Here is a 24,061-nt window from a genome sequence, read left to right on the forward strand (position 1 = left end):
GCTCCCCAGCCGGGCCGGCCGGTCAGTGGGCCGCGGCCGGCTGCGGCGTGGGCATCGCGGCGAACGGCACGTCGACGTTCACCGCCACGCCGGGCGGTCCGTCGGGGTGTCGCCACAGCCCACGGTCGCGCAGGATGGGCAGCACCCCCTCGCCGAACCAGTACGCCTCCTCCAGGTGGGGATAGCCGGAGAGGATGAACTCGTCGATGCCCAGCGCGTGGTACTCGGCGATCCGGTCGGCGACCTCGGCATGGCTGCCGACAAGGGCGGTGCCGGCCCCACCACGGACCAGCCCGACCCCGGCCCACAGGTTGGGTGCGACCTCCAGGCCGTCGCGGGAGCCGCCGTGCAGGTCGAGCATCCGGCGCTGCCCCTCGGACTCGCTGCGGCGCAGCCCGTCCTGCACGGCCCGGATGTCGGCCTCGGCGATCCCGTCGAGCAGCCGGTGGGCCTGCGCCCAGGCCTGCTCGGCGGTGTCCCGGGCGATGACGTGCAACCGGATGCCGAAACGCAGCTCGCGCCCGGCGTCGGCGGCCAGCGCCCGAACCCGGGCCAGTTTGGCGGCGACAAGCGCCGGGGGCTCACCCCAGGTCAGGTAGACGTCGCTGTGCCGCGCCGCCACCGGCAGGGCGGCGGCGGACGACCCACCGAAGTAGACGGGCGGGACCGGCTCGGGTAGCCGGTGCAGCCGCGCCTGCTCGACGCGGACGTGGGCGCCGGCGTGGTCGACCGTCTCGCCGCGCCAGAGCGCGTGCGCCACGTGCAGGAACTCGTCGGCCCGCGCGTACCGGGCGTCCTTGTCCAGGAAGTCACCGTAGGCCCGCTGCTCCGACGACTCGCCGCCGGTGACCACGTTGAGCAGCAGCCGGCCCCGGGACAGCCGTTGGAAGGTCGAGGCCATCTGGGCGGCCAGCGTGGGCGCCAGCAGCCCGGGGCGGAAGGCGACAAGGAACTTGAGGCGCTCGGTCACCTCGGTCAGCATCGCCGTGCTCAGCCAGGCGTCCTCGCACCAGGCGCCCGTCGGGGTGAGCGCGCCGACGAAGCCGAGCTGCTCGGCGGTGCGGGCGATCTGTCCCAGGTACGCCACGCTGGCCGGGCGGGCACCGCCGGCGGCGCCGGTCGGTACGCCGTGTCCGCCGCCGACGATGTCCCGGCTGTCGCCGTTGGTGGGCAGGAACCAGTGGAAGGTGAGGGTCATGGCGGCTCTTTCCTCCAGCGGGGACGGTCGGCGCGCGCGGTGAGGCGGGCACCTCCTGAGGGGTGGGACGATCGCGCGGACAGCCTACCCATAAAACCTATCGGGTTAGTAGGCTACCGCCCACGCACCCACGCCGGTCGACGCGGCCCGGCACATCCGCGCACCCCCAAGGAGCCGCCATGCGTACCCCCTCGGTCCGCCGTCCCCCGCACCACAGTCGCCTGGTCACCGCCGCGCTGACGACAGTGGCCGTGCTCGCCACGGCCGTCCTGAGCGCCTGCGGCGGCTCGGCCGACGCCGGGGACGGCGCGGGCAAGCTCCGGGTCGGGTACCAGCGCTTCGGCGGCCTCAGTCTGGTCAAGGCGCGTGGCGCCGCACCGGAGGTGGAGTGGTCGCTGTTCGAGAGTGGCCCCGCGCTCACCGAGGCGCTCAAGGCCGGCTCCATCGACATCGGACAGGTCGGCGAGGCGCCACCCGTCTTCGCCGCGGCCGGGAAGATCCCGTTCTCCGTCATCGGCACGTCGGCGCCGATCCCGCAGGGTGAGGCCGTGCTCGTCAAGGCCGACAGTGGTTACCGCAGCTTCGCCGACCTCAAGGGCCGGACGGTGGCCCTGAACAAGGGGTCCAACGTGCACTGGCTGCTGGTCCAGCTACTCAAGGCGAACCACATGACCTTGAAGGACATCCAGGTCACGTACCTCAAGCCCGCGGAGGGGCGGCCCGCGTTCGACGGCGGGCAGGTCGACGCCTGGGTGATCTGGGACCCGTACTTCGCGCTTGCCGAACAACCGGGGGTGCGGGTGCTCGCGGACGCCACCGGTCTGGCCAGCAACCGGGAGTACGTCCTGGCCGCCCCGGAGGCCGTCACGAAGCGGTCGGACGAGGTCCGGGCCTTCCTCCAGCGCTACCGCGAGGTGACCGACTGGGGCATCGCCCATCCCGAGGAGCGGGCCAGCACCCTCGCGCCGGAGCTGAAGATCCCGCAGGACGTCACCAGCCGCGCCCTGGCTCGCAGCGCCCGGCCCCTCGCCCCGGTCACCCCGGCGATCGGCGACGAGCTTCAGGCGATCACCGACGGCTTCATCGCCCTGGATCTCATTCCCGGGCCGGTGGACCTCCGATCCCGGGTCGACGACCGGTTCAGCGCGGTCTTCCAATGAGCCGCGCCACGCTCGCCGAGGCCCCCAGCGAGGTCGTGACCGCGGCGCCAGCTCCGCCTCGGCGCCCTCGGTCGGTCCGACGCTACCGGCGGCTGATCAGCCCGGTGGCGCTGGTCCTGGGGTGGGAGGTGGCCGCCCGGACCGGGCTGCTGGCACCGGAGAAGCTGCCCGCGCCCAGCGACGTCCTGGCCACCGGTTGGCGGCTGGCCCGGGACGGCACACTCCTCGTGCACCTGCTGGACTCCCTCACCCGCGCCGGAGCGGGGCTGCTGATCGGCGGCGTCCTGGCGCTGTTTCTGGGCACTGTGGCGGGGCTGCTGCGGCTCGGCGACGACCTGGTCGACCCACCGGTGCAGATGGCGCGGATGCTGCCACATCTGGGCCTGGTCCCGTTGCTGATCATCTGGGTGGGCATCGGCGAGTCACTCAAGATCAGCCTGGTGGCCCTGGGGGCGTTCTTCCCGCTCTACTTCAACACCTACGCCGGCATCCGGGACATCGACGAGCGGCTGGTGGAGGCCGCCCGTACCTGCGGGCTGGGGCAGGCGGCGCGGCTGCGGCACGTGGTGCTGCCCGGCGCGCTGCCCTCCCTCTTCCTCGGCCTGCGGCTGGCGATCGGCGCGGCCTGGCTCAGCCTGGTCGTCGGCGAGCAGGTCAACGCCCAGACCGGGATCGGCTTTCTGATGATGGAGGCGCGGGAGTTCAGCCAGACCGATGTGGTGGTGCTCGGCCTGCTCGTCTACGCGCTGCTCGGGCTGATATCCGACAGTGCGTTGCGGGTGGTGGAGAGGAGGATGCTGACATGGCGTCGCGGACTGCGGGCCACCTGACCGGCACGACGCCGGTGTTGACCGCGCACGCGGTGCACCGGGCGTTCGGGCCGACGGTCGTGCTGGCCGGAGTCGACCTGAGCATCGCCCGTGGCGAGGTGGTGGCTCTGCTCGGCGGCAGCGGCTCCGGCAAGAGCACCCTCCTGCGGATTCTCGCCGGGCTGGACGGCGAGGCCAGCGGCGAGATCGTCGTGCACGGCACCGCCGCCGTGGTCTTCCAGGAACACCGGTTGCTGCCGTGGAAGCGGGTGGCGCCCAACGTCGGGCTCGGGCTGTCCGGCGCGGACACCGCCGGTCGGATCCACCGCGCGCTGGCCGAGGTCGGGCTCGCCGAACGGCACCGCGCCTGGCCGGCCGAGCTCTCCGGTGGGCAGGCACAACGGGTCGCCGTCGCACGGGCCCTGGTCCGCGAACCGGACCTGTTGCTGCTCGACGAACCGTTCGGCGCCCTGGACGCGCTGACGCGACTGCGGATGCAGGTCCTGCTGCGTCGGCTGCGCGCCGAGCACGGCTTCGCCGCCCTGCTGGTCACCCACGACGTGGAGGAGGCACTGCTGCTCGCCGACCGGATCCTGCTCCTCGACGACTGCCGCATCGCCGCGGAACTGCCCGTCGACCTGGCCCCCACCCGTACGCCTGACGATCCGGCCTTCGGCGCGCTGCGCCGGCACCTGCTCGACCGACTCGGCGTTCCCACCTTCTGACGAGCGGAGACCCGATGACCCGCTGGACCCCCGATCCCACCTTCTACCCCTCCCCGCGGGAGGCGGTGGCCGCGCCGGCGGAAAAGCTCGCCTACGTGGCGGCCTTCGACCGGACGGCCAGCCGTCCGGACGCCATAGTGGTGCTGGACACCGACCCCGACTCCCCCACCTACGGCACTGTGGTCGGCTGGACCGACCTGCCGCACCTCGGCGACGAGCTGCACCACTTCGGGTGGAACGCGTGCAGCAGCGCGCTCTGTCCGACCGCCCCGCACCCGCACGTCGAGCGGCGCTACCTGATCGTGCCCGGTCTGCGGTCGTCGCGGATCCACGTGATCGACACGCAGCCCGATCCGCGCCAGCCCCAGGTGGTCAAGGTCATCGGGCCGGAGGAGTTGGCGAAGAAGGCCGGCTACTCGCGCCCGCACACGGTGCACTGTGGTCCGGACGGCATCTACCTCTCCGCCCTCGGCGGCGCGGACGGCGCGGAGGGGCCGGGCGGCATCGCCATCCTCGACCACACCACCTTCGAGGTACGCGCGGCGTGGGAGTCCGACCGGGGTCCGCAGTTCCTGGCGTACGACGTGTGGTGGCACCTCACCCAGGACGTGCTGGTCACCAGCGAGTGGGGCACCCCGTCGATGATCGAGGACGGCATCGTCGGCGAGTTGCTGCTGGGCCGACGCTACGGCCACGCGATCCACTTCTGGGACCTCGCGAAGCGCCGGCACGTGCAGCGCGTCGACCTGGGCGATCAGTACCAGATGCCGTTGGAGCTGCGCCCGGCGCACGACCCGACGCAGTCGTACGGGTTCGTCGGGGTGGTGATCAGCGTCGAGGACCTGTCCGCCTCGGTGTGGCTGTGGCACCGCGACGGCGACGCCTGGGCGGTCACCAAGGTGATCGACATTCCGGCGGAGCCGGCCGATCCGGCCGACCTGCCCGACCTGCTCAAGCCGTTCGGTGCGGTGCCGCCGCTGGTGACCGACATCGACCTGTCGGTCGACGACCGCTTCCTCTACGTCTCCTGCTGGGGCACCGGCGAGCTCCGCCAGTACGACGTCAGCGACCCGCTGCACCCCGTGCAGACCGGCTCGGTGCGCCTCGGTGGGATCGTCCGCCGCACCGCGCACCCGTCCGCGCCCGACGAGGCGCTGGCCGGCGGCCCGCAGATGGTCGAGGTCAGCCGCGACGGCCGGCGCGTCTACGTCAGCAACTCCCTCTACGGCTCGTGGGACGACCAGTTCTACCCGGACGGGGTGGGGGCCTGGCTGGCGAAGCTCGACGTCGACGTGGACGCCGGTGGGCTCACCCCCGACGAGAGGTTCTTCCCGCACGGTGAGGAGTTCCGCGGGCTGCGGGTGCACCAGACCCGGTTGCAGGGCGGGGACGCGTCCTCCGACTCGTACTGCTTCCCGTGACCGTCGCCACCTGGGCGGCGCTCGCCGCGCTCGGCGCGTTCCACGGTCTGAACCCGGCGATGGGCTGGCTGTTCGCGGTGGCCCGGGGCCTGCAGGAGCGCGACCGGGCGGCCCTGCTGCGGTCGCTGCCGCCGATCGCGGCAGGGCATCTCGCCTCGGTGGGTATCGTCGCGGCGCTGGTGACCGCTACCCGTTCGGTGACGGCGAGCACCACCCTGGCGGTGGTCGGCGGTGTGCTGCTCGTCGCGTTCGGGCTGTGGCGGCTGCTCTCCGAGCGGCACTTCCACTGGGCGGGGATGCGGCTGTCCTCGGCGCAGCTCGCCGGCTGGTCGTTCCTCATGTCGTCGGCGCACGGCGCGGGGCTGATGCTGCTGCCGCTGCTGGTGGCCGAGCCGGTGCCCGGGGGTCATGCCGGGCACCTGTCCGCCGCGCCGGTGGGTGCGCTGTCCGGGCTCGCGGCGGCGGGGGTGCACACAGTGGCCATGCTCGGCACCGCCCTGGTGGTGGCGCTGCTTGTCTACCAGGTGCTCGGGGTCGGGGTGCTGCGTCGGGCGTGGTTCAACGTGGATCGGCTCTGGGCGGGCGTGCTGGTCGCGGCCGGGTTGGTGACGCTCATCCGGGCGTGAACGACCATCGTGGATGGGGCCGACGTATGGTCTGATGTTTTCGTGACCACTCCCACTCCCCTGATGCGCCTGGTGGCCGGTGTGTGGGGGTTCAAGACCCTCGCGGCCGGCGTCGAGCTCGGCCTGTTCACCCGGTTGGCCGGCGGGCGGACGATGACAGTCGACGAGGTCGCCGCCGAGTTCGGGCTGCCCGACCGGCCCGCGGACCTGCTGTTGGCCGCCAGCGCCTCGCTCGGCCTGTTGGAGAAGGCCGGCGACGGCTACCGCAACTCCGAGTTGGCCGAGCAGTTCCTTGTCGAGGGTCGCCCGTACTACTTCGGCGCGCAGGTCCGCTACTCGGACCTGCGCACCTACCTGCCCTGGCACCGCATCGGCGAGGCCCTGCGCACGGATCGGCCGTTGACCTGGGACCCGGAGTCCCAACAGTCGATGTTCGACACCGCCGACCCGGAGATGCTCGCCCAGTTCTGGGACGCGATGTTCTCCACGTCCAGTTTCACCGCCAGCGCCCTAGCCGACGCGTACGACTTCTCCGCGCACCGCCGGTTGCTCGACGTAGGCGGCGGGGCGGGCGCGTTCCCTATCGAGTTCTGCCGCCGCCTGCCCGACCTGCGGGCCACAGTGCTGGACCTGCCGCACGTCTGCGTACGGGCGCGGGAGCGGATCGCCGAGGCCGGTCTGACCGGGCGGATCGACGCGGTCGCCGGGGACTTCCTCGCCGACCCGGCGCTGCCCGGCGGGCACGACGTCATCCTGCTCAGCATGATCCTGCACGACTGGGACGAGCCGACGAACCGGGCGCTGCTGGCCCGCTGCCACGCGGCACTGCCGTCCGGTGGTGCGATCGTCGTGTGTGAGTTGCTGCTCAACGACGAGCGCACCGGGCCGCCGGAGGCGGCGCTGATGGGCATGAACATGCTTGTCGAGACCGAGGGCGGGCGCAACTACTCGGGCGCGGAGTACGGCGCCTGGCTCGCCGACGCCGGTTTCGTCGACGTGCGCACGGTGCCGTTCGACGCCCCCGGCGCCAACGGCGCGGTGGTGGCCCGCCGGCCCTGACCGACGGCGACACCCGGCCCCGGTGCGAACCCTGGGCCGGGTGTCGTGGCGCCTCACGGCGCGGGTGTCCGATCGGCCACCGGTACGGGTCAGGCGCGAGCCTTGGCCGGCTGCTTCATGAAGTCCATGATCGCCTTGCCGATTTCGTTGGCGTGGGTCCACGGGATGCCGTGCGGCGCGCCCTTGAGCGTGACGAGCTGACCGGTCGGCATCATCGGCCCGAGCCGCTGGCCGGTCACCGGATAGGGCAGCACCCGGTCCTGGTCACCCTGCACGATCAGCACCGGAATATTGATCTTCGGCAGGTCCGGGCGGAAGTCTTCCTGCCAGGCGTCCACACTGTCGTGGGTGGCCTTACCGGAGGCCATCGCGCCGATCTGCCAGTGCGCCCGGTACGCCTCCTCGCTGACCCGCTTGCCCATGTTCTGGTCCGGGTTGAAGAACGCGTCGCAGAAGGACGTCAGATAGGCGAAGCGGTCCTTGATGATGGCGTCCTGGAAACCCTTGAAGAGGCTCCGGTCGACGCCCTCCGGGTTGTCGCTGGCCTTCGCCAACATCGGTTGCAGCGGGCTGAGCAGCACGGCCCGGCTCACCCGTTGCGAGCCGTAGTTACCGAGGTAGCGGACCACTTCGCCGGTGCCCATCGAGTGACCGATCAGGGTCACCTCGTTCAGGTTCAGCTCGGTCATCAGCACGTCCAGGTCCGCCGCGAACGTGTTGTAGTCGTACCCGAACGCCGGCTGGGCGGAGTTGCCGTTACCGCGCCGATCGTAGGTGATCGTCCGGTATCCGGCGTTGAGCAGCTGGGTGGTCACCTTCTCCCAGGTCGCCCCGTTGAACGGGAAGCCGTGGATCAGCACCACCGGCTTACCGGAACCGTGGTCCTCGTAGTACAGGTCGATGGGCGCGGAGTTTTCCGTCCCCACGGTGATGAAAGGCATGTTTGTCTCCTGCTCCGGTCTCGGGCTGTCGGACGTCGCGGCTTTCCCGTCGAGTCGGCGGATATGCGGGCGGCGGGAAACGCCCAGCAGGCCCAACAGGGGTGTTCCGATCGGGCCACGAAGGCCTAACCTCGGAGCGTGAGCCCAACTCCTGGACTGCGAGCCGTCAGCGACCTGCACATCGCCCACCCGGAGAACCGCTCGTTCGTCCAGGAGCTGCGCCCGGCCCACGACGGTGACTGGCTGCTCGTCGCCGGCGACGTGGCCGAGCGGTACGCCGACGTCGAGTGGGCGCTGACGCTGCTGAGCACGCGGTTCGCGAAGGTCGTCTGGGCGCCGGGCAACCACGAGTTGTGGACACCACCCGACGACCCGGTGCAGTTGCGCGGCGAGGCGCGCTACCAGGAACTGGTCCGGCTGTGCCGCGGGCTGGGCGTCGTCACCCCGGAGGACCCGTACCCGGTCTGGGACGGCGTGGGCGGCCCGGCCACTATCGCGCCCCTCTTCGTGCTCTACGACTACACGTTCCGGGTGCCCGGGGCGAACACCAAGCAGGAGTCACTCGACCTGGCGTACAAGGCCGGGGTGGTGTGCACGGACGAGGCGCTGCTGCACCCCGACCCCTACCCGAGCCGGGAGGCGTGGTGCGACGCCCGGATCGCCGAGACCGAGCGCCGGTTGGCCGAACTCGACACGGCCCTGCCGACCGTGCTTGTCAACCACTATCCGCTGGTGCGCGAACCCACCGACGTCCTGTGGTACCCGGAGTTCGCCCAGTGGTGCGGCACCGTCCGCACCCGCGACTGGCACCTGCGCTTCGGCGCGTCCACGATGGTCTACGGGCACCTGCACATCCCCCGCACCACGTTCTATGACGAGGTGCGGTTCGAGGAGGTCTCGCTGGGCTACCCGCGCGAGTGGCGGCGGCGCGGCTCGGTGCCCGATCCGGTGCGCACCATCAACCCGGCGGCGGACCTCCGCCGGATGCGGCAGACGGCAGGCTGACCCGGAAACGCGGACGAGGCGAGATCAACACGCTTTCGGCAAAACCGCGGCATCCCACCGACCCGGACACCGCGACATCACTGAAACCGAGCCGATCACGATGCACCGGCGCGCCCTCAGTCACTGAACGCACGCAACCCGAGGCGCGGTGCCAGCGCCCCGGCAAGCCAGGTGACGCGGTGATCGCCCTCGGCCAGCCCAGCGCGGGCGACAGCGCACCAGTCCGCACGATTCAGGAGAGCAAGGTAGCCGCCCAAGACTCGTTCTCGTCCCCCCTCGGGCCACGCCATTCGGTCCGCCGCTGCCCCATGCAGATACCCGGCCAGTTGCGCAGCGATGACAAAGCGCCCCACCGACGGCTCCAGACGACCGGCGCGTTCACAGTGGGCCTCCAGAACGGCCGCGGCGGACGGGTAGCGATCGAGCGTGATGCCCGTGCCGCCGCTGTCGGCCATGGTGGCCAGCAGCAGGCCGGTGTGGTCGATCACCGCACTGTCGGGATCCGCAGCGGTGATCGCCTCGTGCAGGTGCGCGGCGGTGGCGACTTCTCCGGCGAAGTAGCGGTTGAGGTAGTCGCCGTCACATGCACGACGCAGCATCCACGGCCGCGCACCGGTGCCGCCGACCTTGCACAGGGACTCCACGACATACACCCGGCCCCAGTCCGTGACCCGCTCAGCCAGCCACAGCAGGGCATCCGCGCCACCGCACCACAACCGCCGTTCCAACGCATGCGCGGCCAGCGGCCCGAAGTGGTTCGACAACAGCCCGATCGTCTTGATCAGCTCGATGTCGTCGTCATCCCAGAGGGTGCCCAACAGCGCCAGGCCAACGGTCGCAGCGCACCGATCGGTGGCGTGCCGGACAAGCCAGCGACCGGTCTGCCGGACACGGTCAGCATCAACGCGAGACGCCGCAGCCGCGATGTGGTCATTGCGATGGATCGGAATGTAGAGGCCATGGAACGCTTCGGCGAGATCGCCTGGAGCGGCGAGAGGCTCAGCAAAATGCGCGTCCAAGACGGCGGCGACCTCAACACCAACGTGGCGCCGGTCGTCCGGTACTGGAGGACGAAGCTTCCGACCTCGGTGCTGTCCGTCGTCCGGGTAGGGCACGCCGTCACGGAACAGGGGCGAGTCGGGATCCTCGCGATGCAACCGCAACGCGTGCTCAAACAACGACAGCGGGGTTCCGAGCAGTCCAGGCTCGGGTGTCACGCTCACCGGCGGACGGAGGACTCAATTCTGTCGATCATGCCGAGAGCATGCCAGGCGCTCCCGCCCACGAGCAACCCCCTTCGAACACGTCCGGACCGGTTGTTCACGGCCGAGCGAGGCCGACCACCGCCGCCAGTCGCGCCACGTCGGCGTCGGGTGCGCGCAGGCGATCTCGGCGATCCCGGTACGCGCCAACGGCCGGCACCGGACCTCACTATCGACCAGCCGGGATGCCTGCCTCGATCACGATTCGGCGGTAAATTGGCTCCCAGCCAGTCGGAACAGTCAACGCATCCCACACACCTTGTGGAGGGACGAGGCGACGCTCGACCATCTCGTGCTCGGGCGTCCACGCGTCCAGGCGGACATCCGCGCCCCACAGTGCCCGCACGAGCACGAGACCCTGCTCTGGCCCCCTCCTGCACAGCCCACGGCTGAAGCCCAGCAATCGACAGCCGAGCACCGTCGCACACGCCTCTTCGCTGACCTCACGGGCCAGGGTGTCGGACCAGTCCTCGCCGGCCTCCGGGCGTCCGCCGGGGAATTGCCAGTACGTGCCGTCATCGCTGACCAGGACCACCTGACCATCGACAACGCAGACTCCGGTCGATCCATGTGCAGTGCCAGTGGGAACGTCCGACGGCGGATACCAGGAAGACTGCCAGTGGTCGGCAGCCGTGATGATGTCGACGACTTCCCCGTCCGTTGCGATGTGCACCACCCGATGCTGCCCATTGCCGAGCCAGCCCGTCCACCTGATTACGGGTGTACCGGCCAGCGCAAGCGCCGTTGGCTTCGCAGATCAGTTGGCGGAACTGCCCGGCCCCGGCCACCGTTTCCGAGCTAGTCCGGATAGGAGTCGGAGATCATCAACTCTCGGGGCTCGAAGATGCCGGGCCAGCGCGGGGAAACCGGGTCGGTGCCCCGACGCAGCCAGAGGGTCGTGCCGTCGGCGGCCGTCGCGGTCTCGATGACGTGATCGGTGTCCCCCTCGATGCGGTCGGTCTCGACCGGGCCCAGGCCAAGCATCTCCGCCTCGGTCCGCAGGTCGGCGCGGGCGAGGTAGAGCAGGGCCGCACGGCCCGGGTCCACACTGACGGCGGCCGGCCCGACGCGAGCCAGCCACGGTCCCAGCGCCTGTACGCTCTCGGCGATCGTGGCCGCCGCAACGGTCACGAAGAGCCGGGCGACGACATCGGCCTCGGTCGGCCCGATGTCCAGGGTGCGGTCGGGAGTGAGGGCACAGCCGTGGGTCTCGCCTTCCCAGCCCAGATACTGGTCGGCACGGTTGATCACCAGGCGAGTGGCCGGCGGACCGGACGGGGGTACGTCGGTCTCGGCGTAGCGGACGTTGCTCGCGTAGCTGAAGTCCTGATCGCGCCAGCCGAAGCGGTGCAGCAGGCCCTGCGCCAAGTCGTGCATGGCGCGTTCCTCGTTGGCGGCGACCCGGTAGCCCGACAGCAGCAGGTCCGCGCGGTCGACGTCGACGTCGATCCCGTCGGCGCCGATCTCGTCGGCGAGCGGAGCGTAACGGCGCAGAGCGTCGGTGGCGGTTCCGATGCCGCGTTCCAGACTGAGCATCGCCTTCATCCTGAACGGCGGCTTGTTCTTCGCCAACAGTGCTCCTCACCGGTGCTGGGCGACGGCGGCAGCCGACGAGAAAACCCGGTCGTCGCGATGGATGGTCACATCATGACGTACTCAAGGGGTTCGAAGTGCCCTGCCCGCTCGCCGGGTGGGTGACGGCCGCCGGTCGGCGTCAGCGGGTAAGACCGACAACCGTCGCCAGTCGCGCCACACCGGCCGGTGCCGGCCGCACGCGAGCGATCTCGGCGATCACGGTACGCGCCAACGGCCGGCACCGTACCTCGGCCGGCGCAACGTGGTCCGCGTCGACCAGGGCGCGGGCGGCCCCGCGCAGGTCACCCACCCGGAGGTACGCCCGCGCGACGTCGATCGACTGCGGGTCGTTTGACAACCTCGATGGCTTCGATCTGCCGGGACAGGAGTTGGAGGACGTCGCCCTCTTCTCGCCCCGAGAGGCCGAGCGGCACCTTCCCGGCCACGTAGCCACACGAGTCCGTGCGGTGATGAGTGCGCGTGACCTGGACGCAGCGCTGTACCTTGCTGGCGGCTCGGTCGTCCCACTGTCCTTCGGCAACAGAGAACACGAAGCAGGGCATCGATCACAGAATGCGTGAACACGCTGTGGCGTACAGGTCGACTCGTTCTGGTGTCGTCTGACGCTGGACGAAACGGGGCCGTCAGCGCATCCGTCGTCGCGACAAACCGATGCCGCCCGAGCGTTTGACGAGTTGGATGTCAATGGTCATCCGATTGACAACAGCCAGTGTCATTCACCCGGGCGCGGCACGATTAATGTGATCTCGGGGTTAGCTGGTCCTGCTGGTTCGCATGATCGCGTGAGTCTGTCCGTAGTGGTAGCCGCCTGGGATCAGGCCCACGTAGCCGGGGGGAACCTCCTCGTGGGCGCCGTCGCAGGTGGTGGTGTGGAACACGTACCATCTCGTGCTGGTCAGGTTGTAGACGACGTTGTCGTCGAAGCTCTTCAGCGGGATGCACGTGTTGCGGGGCGTGTTCCCGGGGTAGCCTTCGGAATAAAAGCCATCTCGGTCATACAGACAGAACTGCGGGTTGTCGTAGCAGTAGACAAGATCTGCCTGAGCCGGAGTTGACGCCACGAAGGCGCCAGCTCCGATCGACAGCAAGAAGGTGGACAGTCCTGCCGTGAGCCTACGCTTGACGATCATTCGCCCTCCTCGTCGTTCTGATTTCCGCCCTCGCCGCGATAAGACGAAGGTCGGCTTACATTGTGACAATGTAACCAGCCCAAGGAGATTTGGCTACCCCGATCCCTGTCGGTCGTCTCGGTAATCTTGTTCTCCGGGATCGGCGACCGGGGCGGGGGTTTGATGACCGTGTCCCGCACACGGTTGCCGACAATGCCCTGCGGGTAATTGTCCATCGTGGACCGGCAAGCAGGCACCGCACACGCCGCCGATGGGCAGGGAGTGAGATGGAAGAGCGATCGGCCAACCCCGGACCGTACAGCAAGAACACCATGTGGGCGCTGGGTCTCGCGACGGGCTTCTTCGGCGTGCTCGTCCTCGTCTGGGGAGCGATCACCGCGGCCGACGGTGGAGACAACGGCGTGGAGCTGATGGTCATCGGTGCGGGTTGCGCGCTCATCGCGGCCGTCGGCATCCCCTTCGCGATCCGACGAGGAAGAATGTGATTCGCCGATGGGTGGGCGGCCGCCGGTCGGCGTCCCGGCGACCGCCCACGCCCGCTCAGCTTGCGTACACCTCAAGCGCTGACAGCTGCCCGGCCGGCCAGCCGGTGTTGCCGGTGACGGTGACCCGCACGTACCGGGCCTGCGCGGCACTGAAGGTGAGGCTCACCTGGTTGCCACTTGACGGATCGAACGTGCGCCCCGCCGACCCGGACAGGGTGCCGAAGCTGCTCCCGTCCGTGCTGCCCGTCACGGCGATGGTCTGCGTCCGACTCCCCCAGGCCGATGACGGCGGCAGTTTCAGCACCACCCGCCCGACAGTGCGCGTCGCGCCGAGGTCGACCTGGACCCACTGCGGGAACGCGTTGTTGGCGCTCTCCCAGTAGCTGTTCGCGTCGCCGTCGACCACGTTGCCCGACCCGTAGCTCTGGACGTGGCTGCTCTCGCTGGTGGACCGTCCGCGGGCGAGGTCCGCGTTGGCCGCGGCGTCCGTGGTGACGGTGACCGCGTTGGACGTGCCGGAGGTGTTGCCGGCGGCATCGCGCGCGGTGACAGTGAAGGTGTACGCGGTGGACGCGTTGAGCCCGCTCACCGTCGCCGTGGTGCCCGTGACCGTGGCGACGACCGTGCCGCCCTGGCGCACCTGGTAACCGGTCACCCCGTTGTCGTCGGTCGACGCCGTCCAGGCCAAAGACACGCTGCCCGCCGTCTTGCCGGTCACCGTGAGGCCGCTCGGCGCGGTCGGCGGGTTGTCGGTGGTGGCGCCGGTGGCGTACACCTCGACCTGGGCGAGTTGGGCGGCCGGCCAGCCGGTGTTCGCGCCGATGCTGAGCCGGACGTAGCGGGTCGTGGTGGTCGGCAGCGTGCGGGTGACGGTGTTGCCGGTGGCCGGGTCGAAGGTGAACCCGGAGGCCCCGGCGATGGTGGCGAAGGACCCGCCGTCGACGCTGCCCTGCACGGTGATGGTCTGGGTCCGCGCGCCCCAGCCGGCGGGCAGCCGTACCACGAGCTTGTTGACCTGGTGGCTGGCGCCGAGATCGACCTGCCACCAGTGCGGGAACGCGCCGCCGCCGCTCTCCCAGTAGCTGCCGGCGTCGGAGTCGACAGCGTTCCCTGAGGGGAACCCGCCACCCTGGCTGCTGGCCGAGGTGGGCCGACCGGCGGCCAGGTTCCCGCCGGTCGGGGGCGGGGTGCCGGTCATCGGTGGCGTGGGACGGACCGCGGTGAGCGCGAGTTGCCCCTTGAGCATCCGGCCGCCGTCGGCGGTGATCCGCAGGTAGTAGTCGGCCGAGCAGGACACGCCGTCCTCGTCCAGGGCGCGGATGTTCGCGCCGGCCGGGGTGGTGGCCTGGGTCTCGGACGTCTTGGCGATCTGGTTGCCCTCGTTGTACTCGTCGTACATGGACACGTAGAGGCCCTGGGAGCCGAGCCGGACCATGTTGTAGATGTGCCGCCAGTAGAAGTCGCCGTGCTTGCGGTGCCCACCGGCGAGGTCACCGGGCATCACGCACGGCAGGTAGTCGATGCCGCGTGCCGCGCAGTCGGCCATGTCGCCGACGTTGACGTTGTTGTAGTACGAGTCGAGCTCTTCCACCGTCCTGGCCCGGTAGACCATCCACGGCGAGATCGCGTGGAACGCGTGGTAGACGTCGAGGAAGCCGGGGCGGGAGTCCTCGATGCCCTGCCGCCACCAGGTGGGCACGCCACCGATGACGTAACAGCCCTGCGCCTTGAACCAGTTGATGACCTCCAGGCAGGGCCCTGGGGTGAAGGGCCGGCTGGGCTCGCTGAAGCCGAAGCCCCAGATGCAGACGACCGGCTTGCCGTTCTGCCTGGCGTACGCGCTGGACGCGGTGTGCGTGGACATCTTCGTCGTCCAGTCGGTCTTGATGTCCGACTGCATCGTCAACCAGTCGGTGACGTCGTACATGATGTAGAACTTGCGGCCGTAGCGCTCGGCCGCCGAGCGGACCTTCAGCGTCATCGCGTCGCGGGTCGGCCCCTCGTCGCCCGTCGGGTTGAACCGTTGCAGGGCGGCGGTGTCGCAGCCGTACTCCTGCATCCACCGGAAGTGGGTGTCCACCGTCTGCTGGTCGTAGGAGGAGAAGAGGGTGGCCGGCTGGCCGTTGCCCAGGTTGGGGTAGGCGGTGGGATAGCTGCGCGTGTACTCGCGCATGTCCGGCCAGGACACGATCGTGGTGTTCGCGGGTGAGGGCGGCTGGAACCGGTCGCGGCTCCAGTGCCACCAGCCGCCGATCGGCGCGGAGTCGCCGGGAGCGCTGAACCAGCCCTGGTAGCCGACCGTCACCTTGCCGACCACGTCCCCGGGGGGACTGGCGGCCTGCGCGGGGCTGGCGAAGAGCTCGGTGGAGGTGGCGGCGAGGGCGGACCCGGCCAACACCGACGTGACGAACCTGCGGCGGGAGACCGCCATGGGGACCACTCCTTCGGGACGGAAGGCATTGACGGCCATCGTGGCAGCAGTGAATGCTGCACCGCAAGAGCACGACTGAACGGTGAAATTATCTGCCAGTAAATCGGAAGTACTCGATCGCCACCTTGGGGATCGAGGGCACTCCGGCAGCGGAGCCGTGCGCGCGGCGGGGACGACAGCGGGGGTCGGAGCCCCGTCGGCTCCGACCCCCGTCCGCTCCGCCGGATCCGTTACGGGGCCGGGTACTGCGCGAGGTAGACCGGCGCGCCGACCTTGGTCATGTCGGCCGCGGCGCCGACGCCGTTGACCACGTGGTCGATCGTGCCGGCACTGAGGTTGACGGTCATGACGTGGTGCAGCCGCACGCCCGGCCGGTCCGGGACCTCGAAGCCGCTCTCGGTGTGGATCGACGGGTTGTTCTGGTTGAAGACGTACACCCCGCCGCCGTGCAGGATGTGGTGCCGCACCTGGTCACCGACCTTGTACCCGGCCCAGCCCTCGACCGGGCCGTTCATCCAGTCGGCCTGCGTCGGCGGGTCGTACGGCAGCTCGTTCTGGTAAAGGATCGTGGTGCCGTGCTCGCCGTTCCAGACCGTGTTGTAGCGCTGGAAGTGTTCGACGAAGAGGCCTGTCGCGGTCACGTGGTCGCCGTTGATGACGGCGCCGTAGCGGCCGGTGTTGGTGCGCCAGCGGTCGGTGTCACCGTTGACGCCCTCGGTGAAGCCCTCCACACCGTGGTCCCCGCGCCACACCCAGGTGTGGTCGATGAGCACGTTGTCGCTGTTGACCTCCAGCGCGGTGTTCGTCCGCCCGATGTGCGGGCCGCCGACCCGGAAGTACACGTCGGACAGCGTGGTCGGGTTGGTCGGGCTGCTGGCGTTGTGACCGTGCTGGCGACCCACCCGCAGCAGGGCCGGCGACTCGACGAGGCCCGCGTCGATCGTGACGCCCGCGACGATCACGCCCGGGACGCCGGCGACGTCCAGCGGGATGGCGCCGTTCACCGCGGTGAGGGTGGCGTGCCCGATGCCGAGCACCACCGTGCCGGGGCGCCGCACCTCGATGCTGCGGGCGATGTCGTACGTGCCGGGGGTGAGCAGCAGGTGCTTGCCGCGCGCGAGGTGGCTGTTGATGACGCGCACGGAGTCGGTCGGCTTGGCGATGAAGAAGTCACCGATGTCGAGGGTCCGCCCCGGCGTCATGCCGTCGACCCAGGAGACGCCCCGACTGTCGCGCTGCGCGGCCGGCACCCGCACGTGGTAGCGACCATTGTCGTCGACGAAGAGGTACGGCTTCTCCCGACTGAGCGGGGTGGTGTCCAGTGTCGTGTAGGGCGGGTCGGGGAACGTGGCGTCGTCCGGCGCGCCCTCGACCCCCGCGAAGACCTGGTTCCACACCGCGTTGGACCAGCCGCCGACCTCGCTGTTGCGGGTCAGCCACTGCTGCTGGGAGCCGTTCGTGGTGGCCGGCAGCCGCGAGTCGGCGATGAACCCGCCGCTGGCGTACTGCGGGCCGGCGGTGCAGTAGTCCATCAGCGACAGACCGCCGCCGCTGATGTTCAACCGGCGCATCGACACCGCCTGGGACACCGCCCAGAAGTTCGCAGTCGACCGGCAGTCGTCCTGACCGGCGGCGTTGATGGTGAGCGACAGGTTGGACAGGGTGCGCCAGAAGTTGACGAGCGCGAGGCAGTTGCCGGTGCCGCCGTCGGCCAGGCAGCGGTTGTAGACCTCGAGTTTGCCGTTGACTGTGACGTCGGTGGGCGAGGCGCCCAGGCCGGAGACCTCGGTGTAGTAGCCGACCCTGGCCTGGAGGGGCTGCTCGACCGTGCCGTACGCGCCCGGCTTGAACAGGTAGGCGTGCCGCTCGGTGCCCATCTCGTTGTCGACCTGCCGGGCGTGCGCCGCGTCGAGGGTCTGCTGGATCTCGCCGACCGGCATGCTCGGGTCGAAGATCGTCACGTTCGGCCCGAAGTCGGGTGCGCCGACCGTCGGGCGGCCGGCGCTGGCGGCCGTGCCGGTCGTTGCGACCGCGGTGGTCACCAGAAGGGCAAGGATGAGGGTACGTCGGGAGGGGTTTGCCATGTGGTTCGTCCTCTCCGCTGGCCGGCGGCGTACTCCCGGCACAGCTGGGGCGGTGAGAGCGCTCTCTGATGGGTAGACATGTTTCTACCCGTTGGATCGACCCCACGCCATGACCGGGGGCGGCGAACTTCCGGCCGTACGGGTGAGGATGGGAGGTGACGCAAGGAGGCGCACATGCAGATCGACTCGTTGCCCCACCTGGACGAACACGCCACGCTCATCGCGGCGAACACCGACCGGGTCTGGCCCCACCTCACCGACGTCGTCGAGAGGTCGTTCTCGCGGCGCGGCATGAGCGAGTACGCCCGCCTGGTAAGTGCCGCCGACCCCGTCACGTCCGGGCCACGACCACTCACCGAGGGGTCGACATTCCCCGGATTCCACGTCGCCACCGCGATCCCCGGCCGCACGTTGGCACTGCGAGGCAGCCACCGGTTCTCCACCTACGCGCTCATCTTCCGCCTCGAACCAGCCGAGCCAGGCCGATCCCGCCTGCGGGCCGAGACGCGAGCCGCCTTTCCCGGCCTCACCGGCGGCCTCTACCGGCAGATGCTGCTGACGTCCGGCGGTCACGTGATCGGCGTCCGACGGATGCTCGCGACCATCCGCCGCCGATCCGAACAGGATCGACCAGAGCGAGGATGCGGTCCGTACCGGCAGAGCTAGACGGACGATCCGACCTCGGTGAGGAACTCGTCGATCATCGGGGCCAGCCAGTCGGCGCGCTGCGGGATCGAGGTGTGCGTGGTGCCCGGCAGGACCGCCAGCCGGCAGGCCGGCAGACCGGTCAGGTCGCCGGGCACCGCGCCGCCGAGCAGTCGGAACATCGCCACCGCGTGCTCGGGCCGGACGATGTCCGAGTCGGCCAGCACGATCATGGTCGGTGCGGCGAGCGCCCGGATCTGCTCGGGCGTCCACTGCGGCAGGTTCGCGTCCAGCACCTTCATCTTGGTGACCAGGTTGGCCCAGCCCGCCGGCTCCGGCGCGGTGCGCAGATACTCCTCGTGGAACTCCGAGCCGTGCAGGTGCTCGGGTTGCAGGTCCTGGATGCCGTCCAGGAGCCCGGGGTGCAGGCCGTCGTCGTCGAAGCTCACCGAGGCGAGCACCAACCGCCCGACCCGGTCGGGGTGATCGGTGCCGAGCCGCAGCGCGACCGCCGCGCCCATGCTCCAGCCGTACACGTCGGCGCGCTCGACGCCCAGCCGGTCGAGCAGTTCCACGACGTCGGCGGCGAAGTGCTCCACGGTCAGCGGGCGATCCACGTCCGGGGTGCGGCCGTGTGCCTGCAACTCGACGGCGATCACCCGCCGGGTCTTCGCCAGGAGCGGCAGGATCGTGCCGAACGAGGTGTCGATGCCGGAGAGCGCTCCGTGGATCAGCACCAGCGGGCGACCAGTGACGTTGCCGTGCTCTTCGTGATAGATGTCCATGACCACACGGTGCGCCGACGCGCTTACGGTTGGCTTCCGGTCGGCTTACCGACGTTAACAACCTGGTGCGCGTTGGTGGAGCGTACGCGTCCAGATGGTCGGTGGGTGGGCCATGCGGTTAGGGCCAGCTCGGCGACCTGGGTGAGTTCGGTCTTGTCGGCTCCGTCTCGGGCGCGTTGTGACATTCCCTGGATGACGGCGGCGAAGTATCCGGCCAGGGCGTGGGGGTCGGTGTCCCGGGGTAGTTCTCCTGCTTGCTGTGCGGCGGTCAGGCGGTCCTGGAAGACCCTGAGGTTGGCGTTGCGCAGGTCGCGTAGGAACGTCTCGATGCCGACGTCCTGGACGGCGACGTTGGTGGCGGCGGTGATGGTCAGGCACCCGGCCGGGTGGGAGGGGTCGGGGTAGATTTCCGCGGCCTCGCGCAGGATGCGGGCGAACGCGGCGTAGGCGGTGGGTTCCTCCCCGAGGGCTGCACCCACAAAGGCGCCGACGGGTGAGGATCCGTAGGCGGCCACCACCTCCTTGAACAGCGACTGTTTGTCGCCGAACGCGGCGTACAGGCTGGCTGGCCGGATACCCATCGCCTCGGTGAGTTCACTGACCGACGTGGCGTGGTAGCCGCGCTCCCAGAACAGCCGTGTAGCCGCGGCCAGCGCCGCGTCGCGGTCGAAGGTCCGGGGGCGTCCCCGTGTCGCGCCTGCCGTACTCATGACCCCCATTGTAGAGCTATCGCTCAACAATGGGTGCTAGTCTATTTGTTGAGCCATCGATCAACAAATAGGAGGGACTAGCCATGGGTGCGCACGCACTGGACGGCAAGGTCGCACTGGTCACCGGAGGCAGCAGGGGGATCGGTCAGGCCATCGCCCAGCGACTGGGCCGAGACGGCGCCGTCGTCGCCGTCGCCTACGCCCGCGACCAGACCGCCGCCACCGAGGTCGTCGAGCGGATCGGCAAGAACGGCGGCCGGGCCTTCGCGATCCGGACGGAACTGGGCGGCCACGGCGACGCGGCCGCGCTGTGGGCCGCCTTCGACGCTCACATCGGCACCCACACGCCCGGCGACGGCGTCGACATCATCGTCAACAACGCCGGGATCGGCCGTAGCGCCGATCTGGCCTCGCTCACCGAGGAGGGGTTCGATGAGGTCTTCGCCGTGAACGTCCGGGCACCGTTCTTCATCGTCAAGGAAGGGCTGAAGCGGCTGCGCGACGGCGGCCGGATCATCAACATCTCCAGCGGCGCGGCCCGCCTGTCCATGCCTGAGGCCATCGCCTACGGGTCCACCAAGGGCGCCCTGGACACGTTCACCCTCAACCTGGCCAAGCTCCTGGGCCCGCGTGGCATCACCGCCAACTCGGTGGCTCCCGGCATCGTCGACACCGACATCAACGCCGGATGGCTGCGCGGAAACCCCGGCGCCCAAGCCCACGCCGCTTCCCTGGCCGCCCTCGGACGCGTCGGGGAACCCGCCGACATCGCCGACATCGTCGCCTTCCTCGCCTCCGACGACGCCCGCTGGGTCACCGGCAGAGTGATCGACGCAACCGGCGGCGCCGGACTTTGAGCCCTCGGATGGCCCGGCTTCCTACCGGGGGCCGGGCCTCCAACCCGGCGCGCTCCGGACTCATTCGCGCACCAGGTCGTAAGATGTCGGCCGTGCAGTTCGGGGTGCTCGGGCCGCTCGCCGTGTCCACTGACGACGGCGAGCCCGTGGTGGTGCCCGGCACGAAGGTGCGCGCGTTGTTGGCCGACCTGCTGGCCAACCGCAACCACGTGGTCTCCGCGGACCGCCTCGTCGACGACCTGTGGGGCGCTGACTCCCCCGCCAACCCCCTGGGCGCCCTCCAGGTGCGGGTGTCCCAGTTACGCAAGGCGCTCAACGACGCCGAACCGGGCGCCCGCGAGTTGGTCGAGTCCCGACCGCCCGGCTACCTGCTGCGCACCGCCACCGTCGACGCCGACCGGTTCGCCGAGTTGGCCCGCAGCAGCGACGCCGACCGGTTGACCGAGGCGCTCGGGCTGTGGCGCGGCGAGGCGTACGCCGATGTGGCCGACGCCGAGTTCGTCCGCGCCGAGGCGGCCCGACTGGCCGAGCAGCGCCTCGCCGTGCACGAGCGGCTGGCCGAGGCCCGACTGGCCCGGGGCGAGCACGACCTGGTCGCGGCCGACCTCGCCGAACTGGTCGCCCGGCATCCGCTGCGCGAGGGCCTGCGCGCCGTGCAGCTACGCGCGCTGTACGCGGCCGGCCGCCAGTCCGAGGCGTTGGACAGCTACGCCGACCTGCGCGAGCGGCTCGCCGAGGAGTTGGGCCTCGACCCGGGCCCGGAGCTGGTCGCCCTGCACCGCAGGATCCTCGAACAGGACGCCGGCCTGAGCGCACCGCCGAAGGCCGCGCTCATCCGCAACAGCCTGCCGGCCCAGCTCGACGAACTCGTCGGCAGAGCGGAGGCGCTGGCCGAGCTGCGGGCGCTGCTGCCCCGGCAGCGGCTGGTCACGCTGGTCGGGCCGGGTGGGGTCGGCAAGACCCGACTGGCCACCGAGACGGCCCGCACCCAGTCCTTCCCCGACGGCGTCCAGCTCGTGGAGCTGGCTCCGCTGCCGGCCGGCGACCCGCGCGTCGCCGAGCAGGTGCTCGCGGCGCTGGGCGCCCACGAGGCCGCCGGCACGAGCCTGCCGGCCGGCGACCGCCTGGTCACCGCCCTGCGACACCGGCACCTGCTGCTCGTGCTCGACAACTGCGAACACGTGATCGAGCCGGTCGCCGAGTTGGTCGCCCGACTGCTGCGGGACGTGCCCGGGGTGAGCGTGCTGGCCACCAGTCGGGAGCCACTCGGGTTGACCGGCGAGCTGCTCTGGGACGTACCCCCGCTGCCCGTGCCGGCCGACGGTGACCTGGACGCGGTCCGGCGCTCGGCGGCGGCCCGGTTGTTCGCCGCCCGCGCCGCCGCGCAGCAGCGCGGTTTCCGGCTCGACGAGCAGACCGCACCTGCGGTGGCGCAGCTCTGTCGCCGCCTCGACGGGTTGCCGCTGGCACTGGAGTTGGCCGCGACCCGGGTCCGCGCCCTCGGTGTGCGGGGCGTGGTGGACCGGCTCGACGACCGTTTCCGGTTGCTCACCACAGCGCAACGGGACGTGCCCACCCGGCAGCGGACACTGACCGCGGTGATCGGCTGGAGCTGGGACCTCCTGGACCCGGCCGACCGGGAGGTGCTGGCCCGGTTGGCGGTGTTCCGGGACGGTTGCACCCCGGAGGCCGCCGAGCACGTCTGCCGCACCGACCTGGACACCCTCGCGCGGCTTGTGGACCGGTCGCTTGTCGTGCTCGACGACTCCGGCGCCGACCCGCGCTACCGGCTCCTCGAATCGGTCGCCGCGTTCGGCCTGGACCGGCTGACCGACGCCGACGAGGTACGCGCGCGGCACGCCGCCTACTTCACCGAGCTGGCCGAACGCGCCGACCCCGAGCTGCGCGGCGCCGACCAGCAACGATGGCTGGCGCTGCTGGACGCGGAGACGGCGAACCTGCGCTCGGCGCTGGCCCACGGCGGCGGGTTGCGCCTGGCGGTCGCCCTGAGCTGGTACTGGTATCTGCGCGGCCGGCTCACCGAGGCACGGCAAGCCCTGGCCGTGCCCGGTGACCCGGGACAGGAGACCCGTGCGGCCCCCTGGCGGGTCGGCTTCGCCCTGTCGCAGGGCGAGGCGATCGCACCTGACGACGTACGCGCCGCGGTGGCGGTCGACCCGCACGGCCACGCCGCCTGGTTCGCGGCCAACGCGGTGATCGAGCACGGCGACCTGGCCCTGGCGGCGGAGCTGCTACCCACCGCCGCCGTCGACACGTGGACCGAGGCGGCGGTGCTCACCTCCCGGGCCCACCTCGCGCACGCCAACGGTGACCAGGCCGCCCTGGAGCGCACGGCGACCCGCAGCGCCGCACTGTTCGCCGACCTCGGCGACCGGTGGGGTCGACTCCGGGCGACCGAGTGGGTGGGTGGGCTCGCCGACATGCGCGGCGAGCACGAGCGCGCCGTCGCGCTGCACCGAAAAGGGCTGCGCTGGGCCGAGGAGTTGGCGCTGTGGCCGCAGGTCTGCGCGGAGCTGTCCTGGCTGGCCTGGCTCGCCGTGCAGACCCGCGACTACGCCCAGGGTCGGGAGTTGGCCGAACGCGCGTACGGACTGGCGGTTGAGCAGGGTTCGCCCGGCGCGCTGGTCTTCGCGGAGATGAGCCTCGGCCTGGCCGCCCGCCGCGACGGCAAGCTCGACCTGGCCGTCACCCACCTCACCAACCTCGTCGACCAGGGCCGGGGCGAGAGCCAACCCGCGCTCTACCTGCCGATGGTCCTTGTCGAGCTGGGCTACGCGATCGAGCAGGGCGGCGACCCGGACGCGGCGCTGGCCCTGCACATCGAGGCGTTCGAGGCCGCCGAGGCGATGGCGACGATGCGCGACGCGGTCGGCCCGCTGGAGGGGATGGCGGCGGCGGCGCGCTCCCCCGAGGTGGCCGCCCGGCTGCTGGGCGCGGCGGCCGCCGCCCGGCTCACCACGCAGTCCCCCGCCGCGCCGGCCGAACGCGACGACACCGACCGGACGGCCGCACGGCTGCGGGCCGAACTCGGGCCGGAACGGTTCGACGCGCTGCTCGCCGAGGGCGCGAAGCTGAGCCCGAGCGAGGCCCGGGCTCAGCTCTGATCTCCGG

General features: G+C 70.7%; 22 protein-coding genes. 11 read left to right on the plus strand and 11 right to left on the minus strand.

The genetic code is table 11. The annotated features are described in order from the left end of the window. Nucleotides 1–22: 22 nt before the first annotated feature. Complete coding sequence (locus tag ACQPWW_RS19500) at nucleotides 23–1,198, minus strand: LLM class flavin-dependent oxidoreductase (protein WP_433124480.1); 1,176 nt, start codon at nucleotides 1,196–1,198, stop codon at nucleotides 23–25. 179 nt (nucleotides 1,199–1,377) lie between these two features. Between ACQPWW_RS19500 and ACQPWW_RS19505 the strand changes: the two genes are divergently transcribed. From ACQPWW_RS19505 to ACQPWW_RS19530, 6 genes are read left to right on the plus strand one after another with little or no spacing between them, the layout of a single operon-like run. Continuing rightward, nucleotides 1,378–2,358 carry an aliphatic sulfonate ABC transporter substrate-binding protein gene (locus tag ACQPWW_RS19505; RefSeq protein ID WP_433124482.1) on the plus strand — a complete coding sequence of 327 codons (981 nt, stop codon included), beginning with the start codon at nucleotides 1,378–1,380 and terminating at the stop codon, nucleotides 2,356–2,358. Then, entirely contained in the window at nucleotides 2,355–3,188 is an 834-nt protein-coding gene (locus ACQPWW_RS19510) for an ABC transporter permease (protein WP_433124484.1), read from the plus strand. The genes ACQPWW_RS19505 and ACQPWW_RS19510 overlap by 4 nt, the downstream gene beginning before the upstream one ends. Continuing rightward, nucleotides 3,161–3,892, plus strand: a complete 732-nt coding sequence (locus ACQPWW_RS19515; protein WP_433124486.1) for an ABC transporter ATP-binding protein — start codon at nucleotides 3,161–3,163, stop codon at nucleotides 3,890–3,892. The genes ACQPWW_RS19510 and ACQPWW_RS19515 overlap by 28 nt, the downstream gene beginning before the upstream one ends. Before the next feature lie 14 nt (nucleotides 3,893–3,906). After that, entirely contained in the window at nucleotides 3,907–5,313 is a 1,407-nt protein-coding gene (locus ACQPWW_RS19520) for a selenium-binding family protein (protein WP_433124487.1), read from the plus strand. Further along, nucleotides 5,310–5,939 carry a hypothetical protein gene (locus tag ACQPWW_RS19525; RefSeq protein ID WP_433124489.1) on the plus strand — a complete coding sequence of 210 codons (630 nt, stop codon included), beginning with the start codon at nucleotides 5,310–5,312 and terminating at the stop codon, nucleotides 5,937–5,939. The genes ACQPWW_RS19520 and ACQPWW_RS19525 overlap by 4 nt, the downstream gene beginning before the upstream one ends. A 42-nt stretch (nucleotides 5,940–5,981) precedes the next feature. Then, nucleotides 5,982–6,998: a methyltransferase gene (locus ACQPWW_RS19530; RefSeq protein ID WP_433124490.1), complete on the plus strand. Its 1,017-nt coding sequence runs from the start codon at nucleotides 5,982–5,984 to the stop codon at nucleotides 6,996–6,998. Nucleotides 6,999–7,087: 89 nt separating this feature from the next. On the opposite strand, the gene ACQPWW_RS19535 is transcribed toward ACQPWW_RS19530, so the two are convergent. Then, a complete protein-coding gene (locus ACQPWW_RS19535) occupies nucleotides 7,088–7,939 on the minus strand; it encodes an alpha/beta fold hydrolase (RefSeq protein ID WP_433124491.1) in 852 nt (283 codons plus the stop codon). A gap of 138 nt (nucleotides 7,940–8,077) precedes the next feature. On the opposite strand from ACQPWW_RS19535, the gene ACQPWW_RS19540 reads away from it, so the two are divergent. Beyond that, nucleotides 8,078–8,944, plus strand: a complete 867-nt coding sequence (locus ACQPWW_RS19540) for a metallophosphoesterase family protein (protein WP_433124492.1) — start codon at nucleotides 8,078–8,080, stop codon at nucleotides 8,942–8,944. Between the two features lie 116 nt (nucleotides 8,945–9,060). On the opposite strand, the gene ACQPWW_RS19545 is transcribed toward ACQPWW_RS19540, so the two are convergent. The 5 genes from ACQPWW_RS19545 to ACQPWW_RS19565 form a co-directional block, all read right to left on the minus strand. Beyond that, nucleotides 9,061–10,167, minus strand: a complete 1,107-nt coding sequence (locus tag ACQPWW_RS19545; RefSeq protein WP_433124493.1) for a hypothetical protein — start codon at nucleotides 10,165–10,167, stop codon at nucleotides 9,061–9,063. 208 nt (nucleotides 10,168–10,375) lie between these two features. Continuing rightward, the gene (locus ACQPWW_RS19550) at nucleotides 10,376–10,879 is read right to left on the minus strand and encodes an NUDIX hydrolase (RefSeq protein WP_433124494.1); all 504 of its coding nucleotides are present in this window, start codon (nucleotides 10,877–10,879) and stop codon (nucleotides 10,376–10,378) included. A gap of 125 nt (nucleotides 10,880–11,004) precedes the next feature. Then, nucleotides 11,005–11,778: a hypothetical protein gene (locus tag ACQPWW_RS19555; protein WP_433124496.1), complete on the minus strand. Its 774-nt coding sequence runs from the start codon at nucleotides 11,776–11,778 to the stop codon at nucleotides 11,005–11,007. A gap of 142 nt (nucleotides 11,779–11,920) precedes the next feature. Next, a complete protein-coding gene (locus ACQPWW_RS19560; RefSeq protein ID WP_433124498.1) occupies nucleotides 11,921–12,139 on the minus strand; it encodes a hypothetical protein in 219 nt (72 codons plus the stop codon). Nucleotides 12,140–12,554: 415 nt separating this feature from the next. Then, the gene (locus tag ACQPWW_RS19565) at nucleotides 12,555–12,932 is read right to left on the minus strand and encodes a hypothetical protein (RefSeq protein ID WP_433124499.1); all 378 of its coding nucleotides are present in this window, start codon (nucleotides 12,930–12,932) and stop codon (nucleotides 12,555–12,557) included. A gap of 266 nt (nucleotides 12,933–13,198) precedes the next feature. Between ACQPWW_RS19565 and ACQPWW_RS19570 the strand changes: the two genes are divergently transcribed. Beyond that, nucleotides 13,199–13,417, plus strand: a complete 219-nt coding sequence (locus tag ACQPWW_RS19570; RefSeq protein WP_433124501.1) for a hypothetical protein — start codon at nucleotides 13,199–13,201, stop codon at nucleotides 13,415–13,417. A gap of 55 nt (nucleotides 13,418–13,472) precedes the next feature. Here the strand turns inward: ACQPWW_RS19570 and ACQPWW_RS19575 are convergent, their stop codons facing one another. Then, a complete protein-coding gene (locus tag ACQPWW_RS19575; RefSeq protein WP_433124502.1) occupies nucleotides 13,473–15,848 on the minus strand; it encodes a galactose-binding domain-containing protein in 2,376 nt (791 codons plus the stop codon). Nucleotides 15,849–16,078: 230 nt separating this feature from the next. Then, the gene (locus ACQPWW_RS19580) at nucleotides 16,079–17,932 is read right to left on the minus strand and encodes an adenylyl cyclase (RefSeq protein ID WP_433124504.1); all 1,854 of its coding nucleotides are present in this window, start codon (nucleotides 17,930–17,932) and stop codon (nucleotides 16,079–16,081) included. A gap of 174 nt (nucleotides 17,933–18,106) precedes the next feature. Between ACQPWW_RS19580 and ACQPWW_RS19585 the strand changes: the two genes are divergently transcribed. Next, the gene (locus tag ACQPWW_RS19585; RefSeq protein WP_433124506.1) at nucleotides 18,107–18,598 is read left to right on the plus strand and encodes a hypothetical protein; all 492 of its coding nucleotides are present in this window, start codon (nucleotides 18,107–18,109) and stop codon (nucleotides 18,596–18,598) included. Here ACQPWW_RS19585 and ACQPWW_RS19590 read toward each other — a convergent pair. Then, nucleotides 18,595–19,362 carry an alpha/beta fold hydrolase gene (locus ACQPWW_RS19590; protein ID WP_433124507.1) on the minus strand — a complete coding sequence of 256 codons (768 nt, stop codon included), beginning with the start codon at nucleotides 19,360–19,362 and terminating at the stop codon, nucleotides 18,595–18,597. The two genes, ACQPWW_RS19585 and ACQPWW_RS19590, sit on opposite strands and share 4 nt — an antisense overlap. Before the next feature lie 23 nt (nucleotides 19,363–19,385). Continuing rightward, the gene (locus ACQPWW_RS19595) at nucleotides 19,386–20,072 is read right to left on the minus strand and encodes a TetR/AcrR family transcriptional regulator (protein ID WP_433124508.1); all 687 of its coding nucleotides are present in this window, start codon (nucleotides 20,070–20,072) and stop codon (nucleotides 19,386–19,388) included. An 83-nt stretch (nucleotides 20,073–20,155) separates the two neighbouring features. Here ACQPWW_RS19595 and ACQPWW_RS19600 point away from each other — a divergent pair, with 83 nt between their 5' ends. Next, nucleotides 20,156–20,929, plus strand: a complete 774-nt coding sequence (locus ACQPWW_RS19600) for an SDR family oxidoreductase (protein ID WP_433124509.1) — start codon at nucleotides 20,156–20,158, stop codon at nucleotides 20,927–20,929. 83 nt (nucleotides 20,930–21,012) lie between these two features. Then, a complete protein-coding gene (locus tag ACQPWW_RS19605) occupies nucleotides 21,013–24,054 on the plus strand; it encodes a BTAD domain-containing putative transcriptional regulator (RefSeq protein WP_433124510.1) in 3,042 nt (1,013 codons plus the stop codon). Nucleotides 24,055–24,061 lie beyond the last annotated feature (7 nt).

Origin of the sequence: Micromonospora sp. CA-240977 (assembly GCF_050942285.1) — a bacterium.
Lineage (GTDB): Bacteria > Actinomycetota > Actinomycetes > Mycobacteriales > Micromonosporaceae > Micromonospora.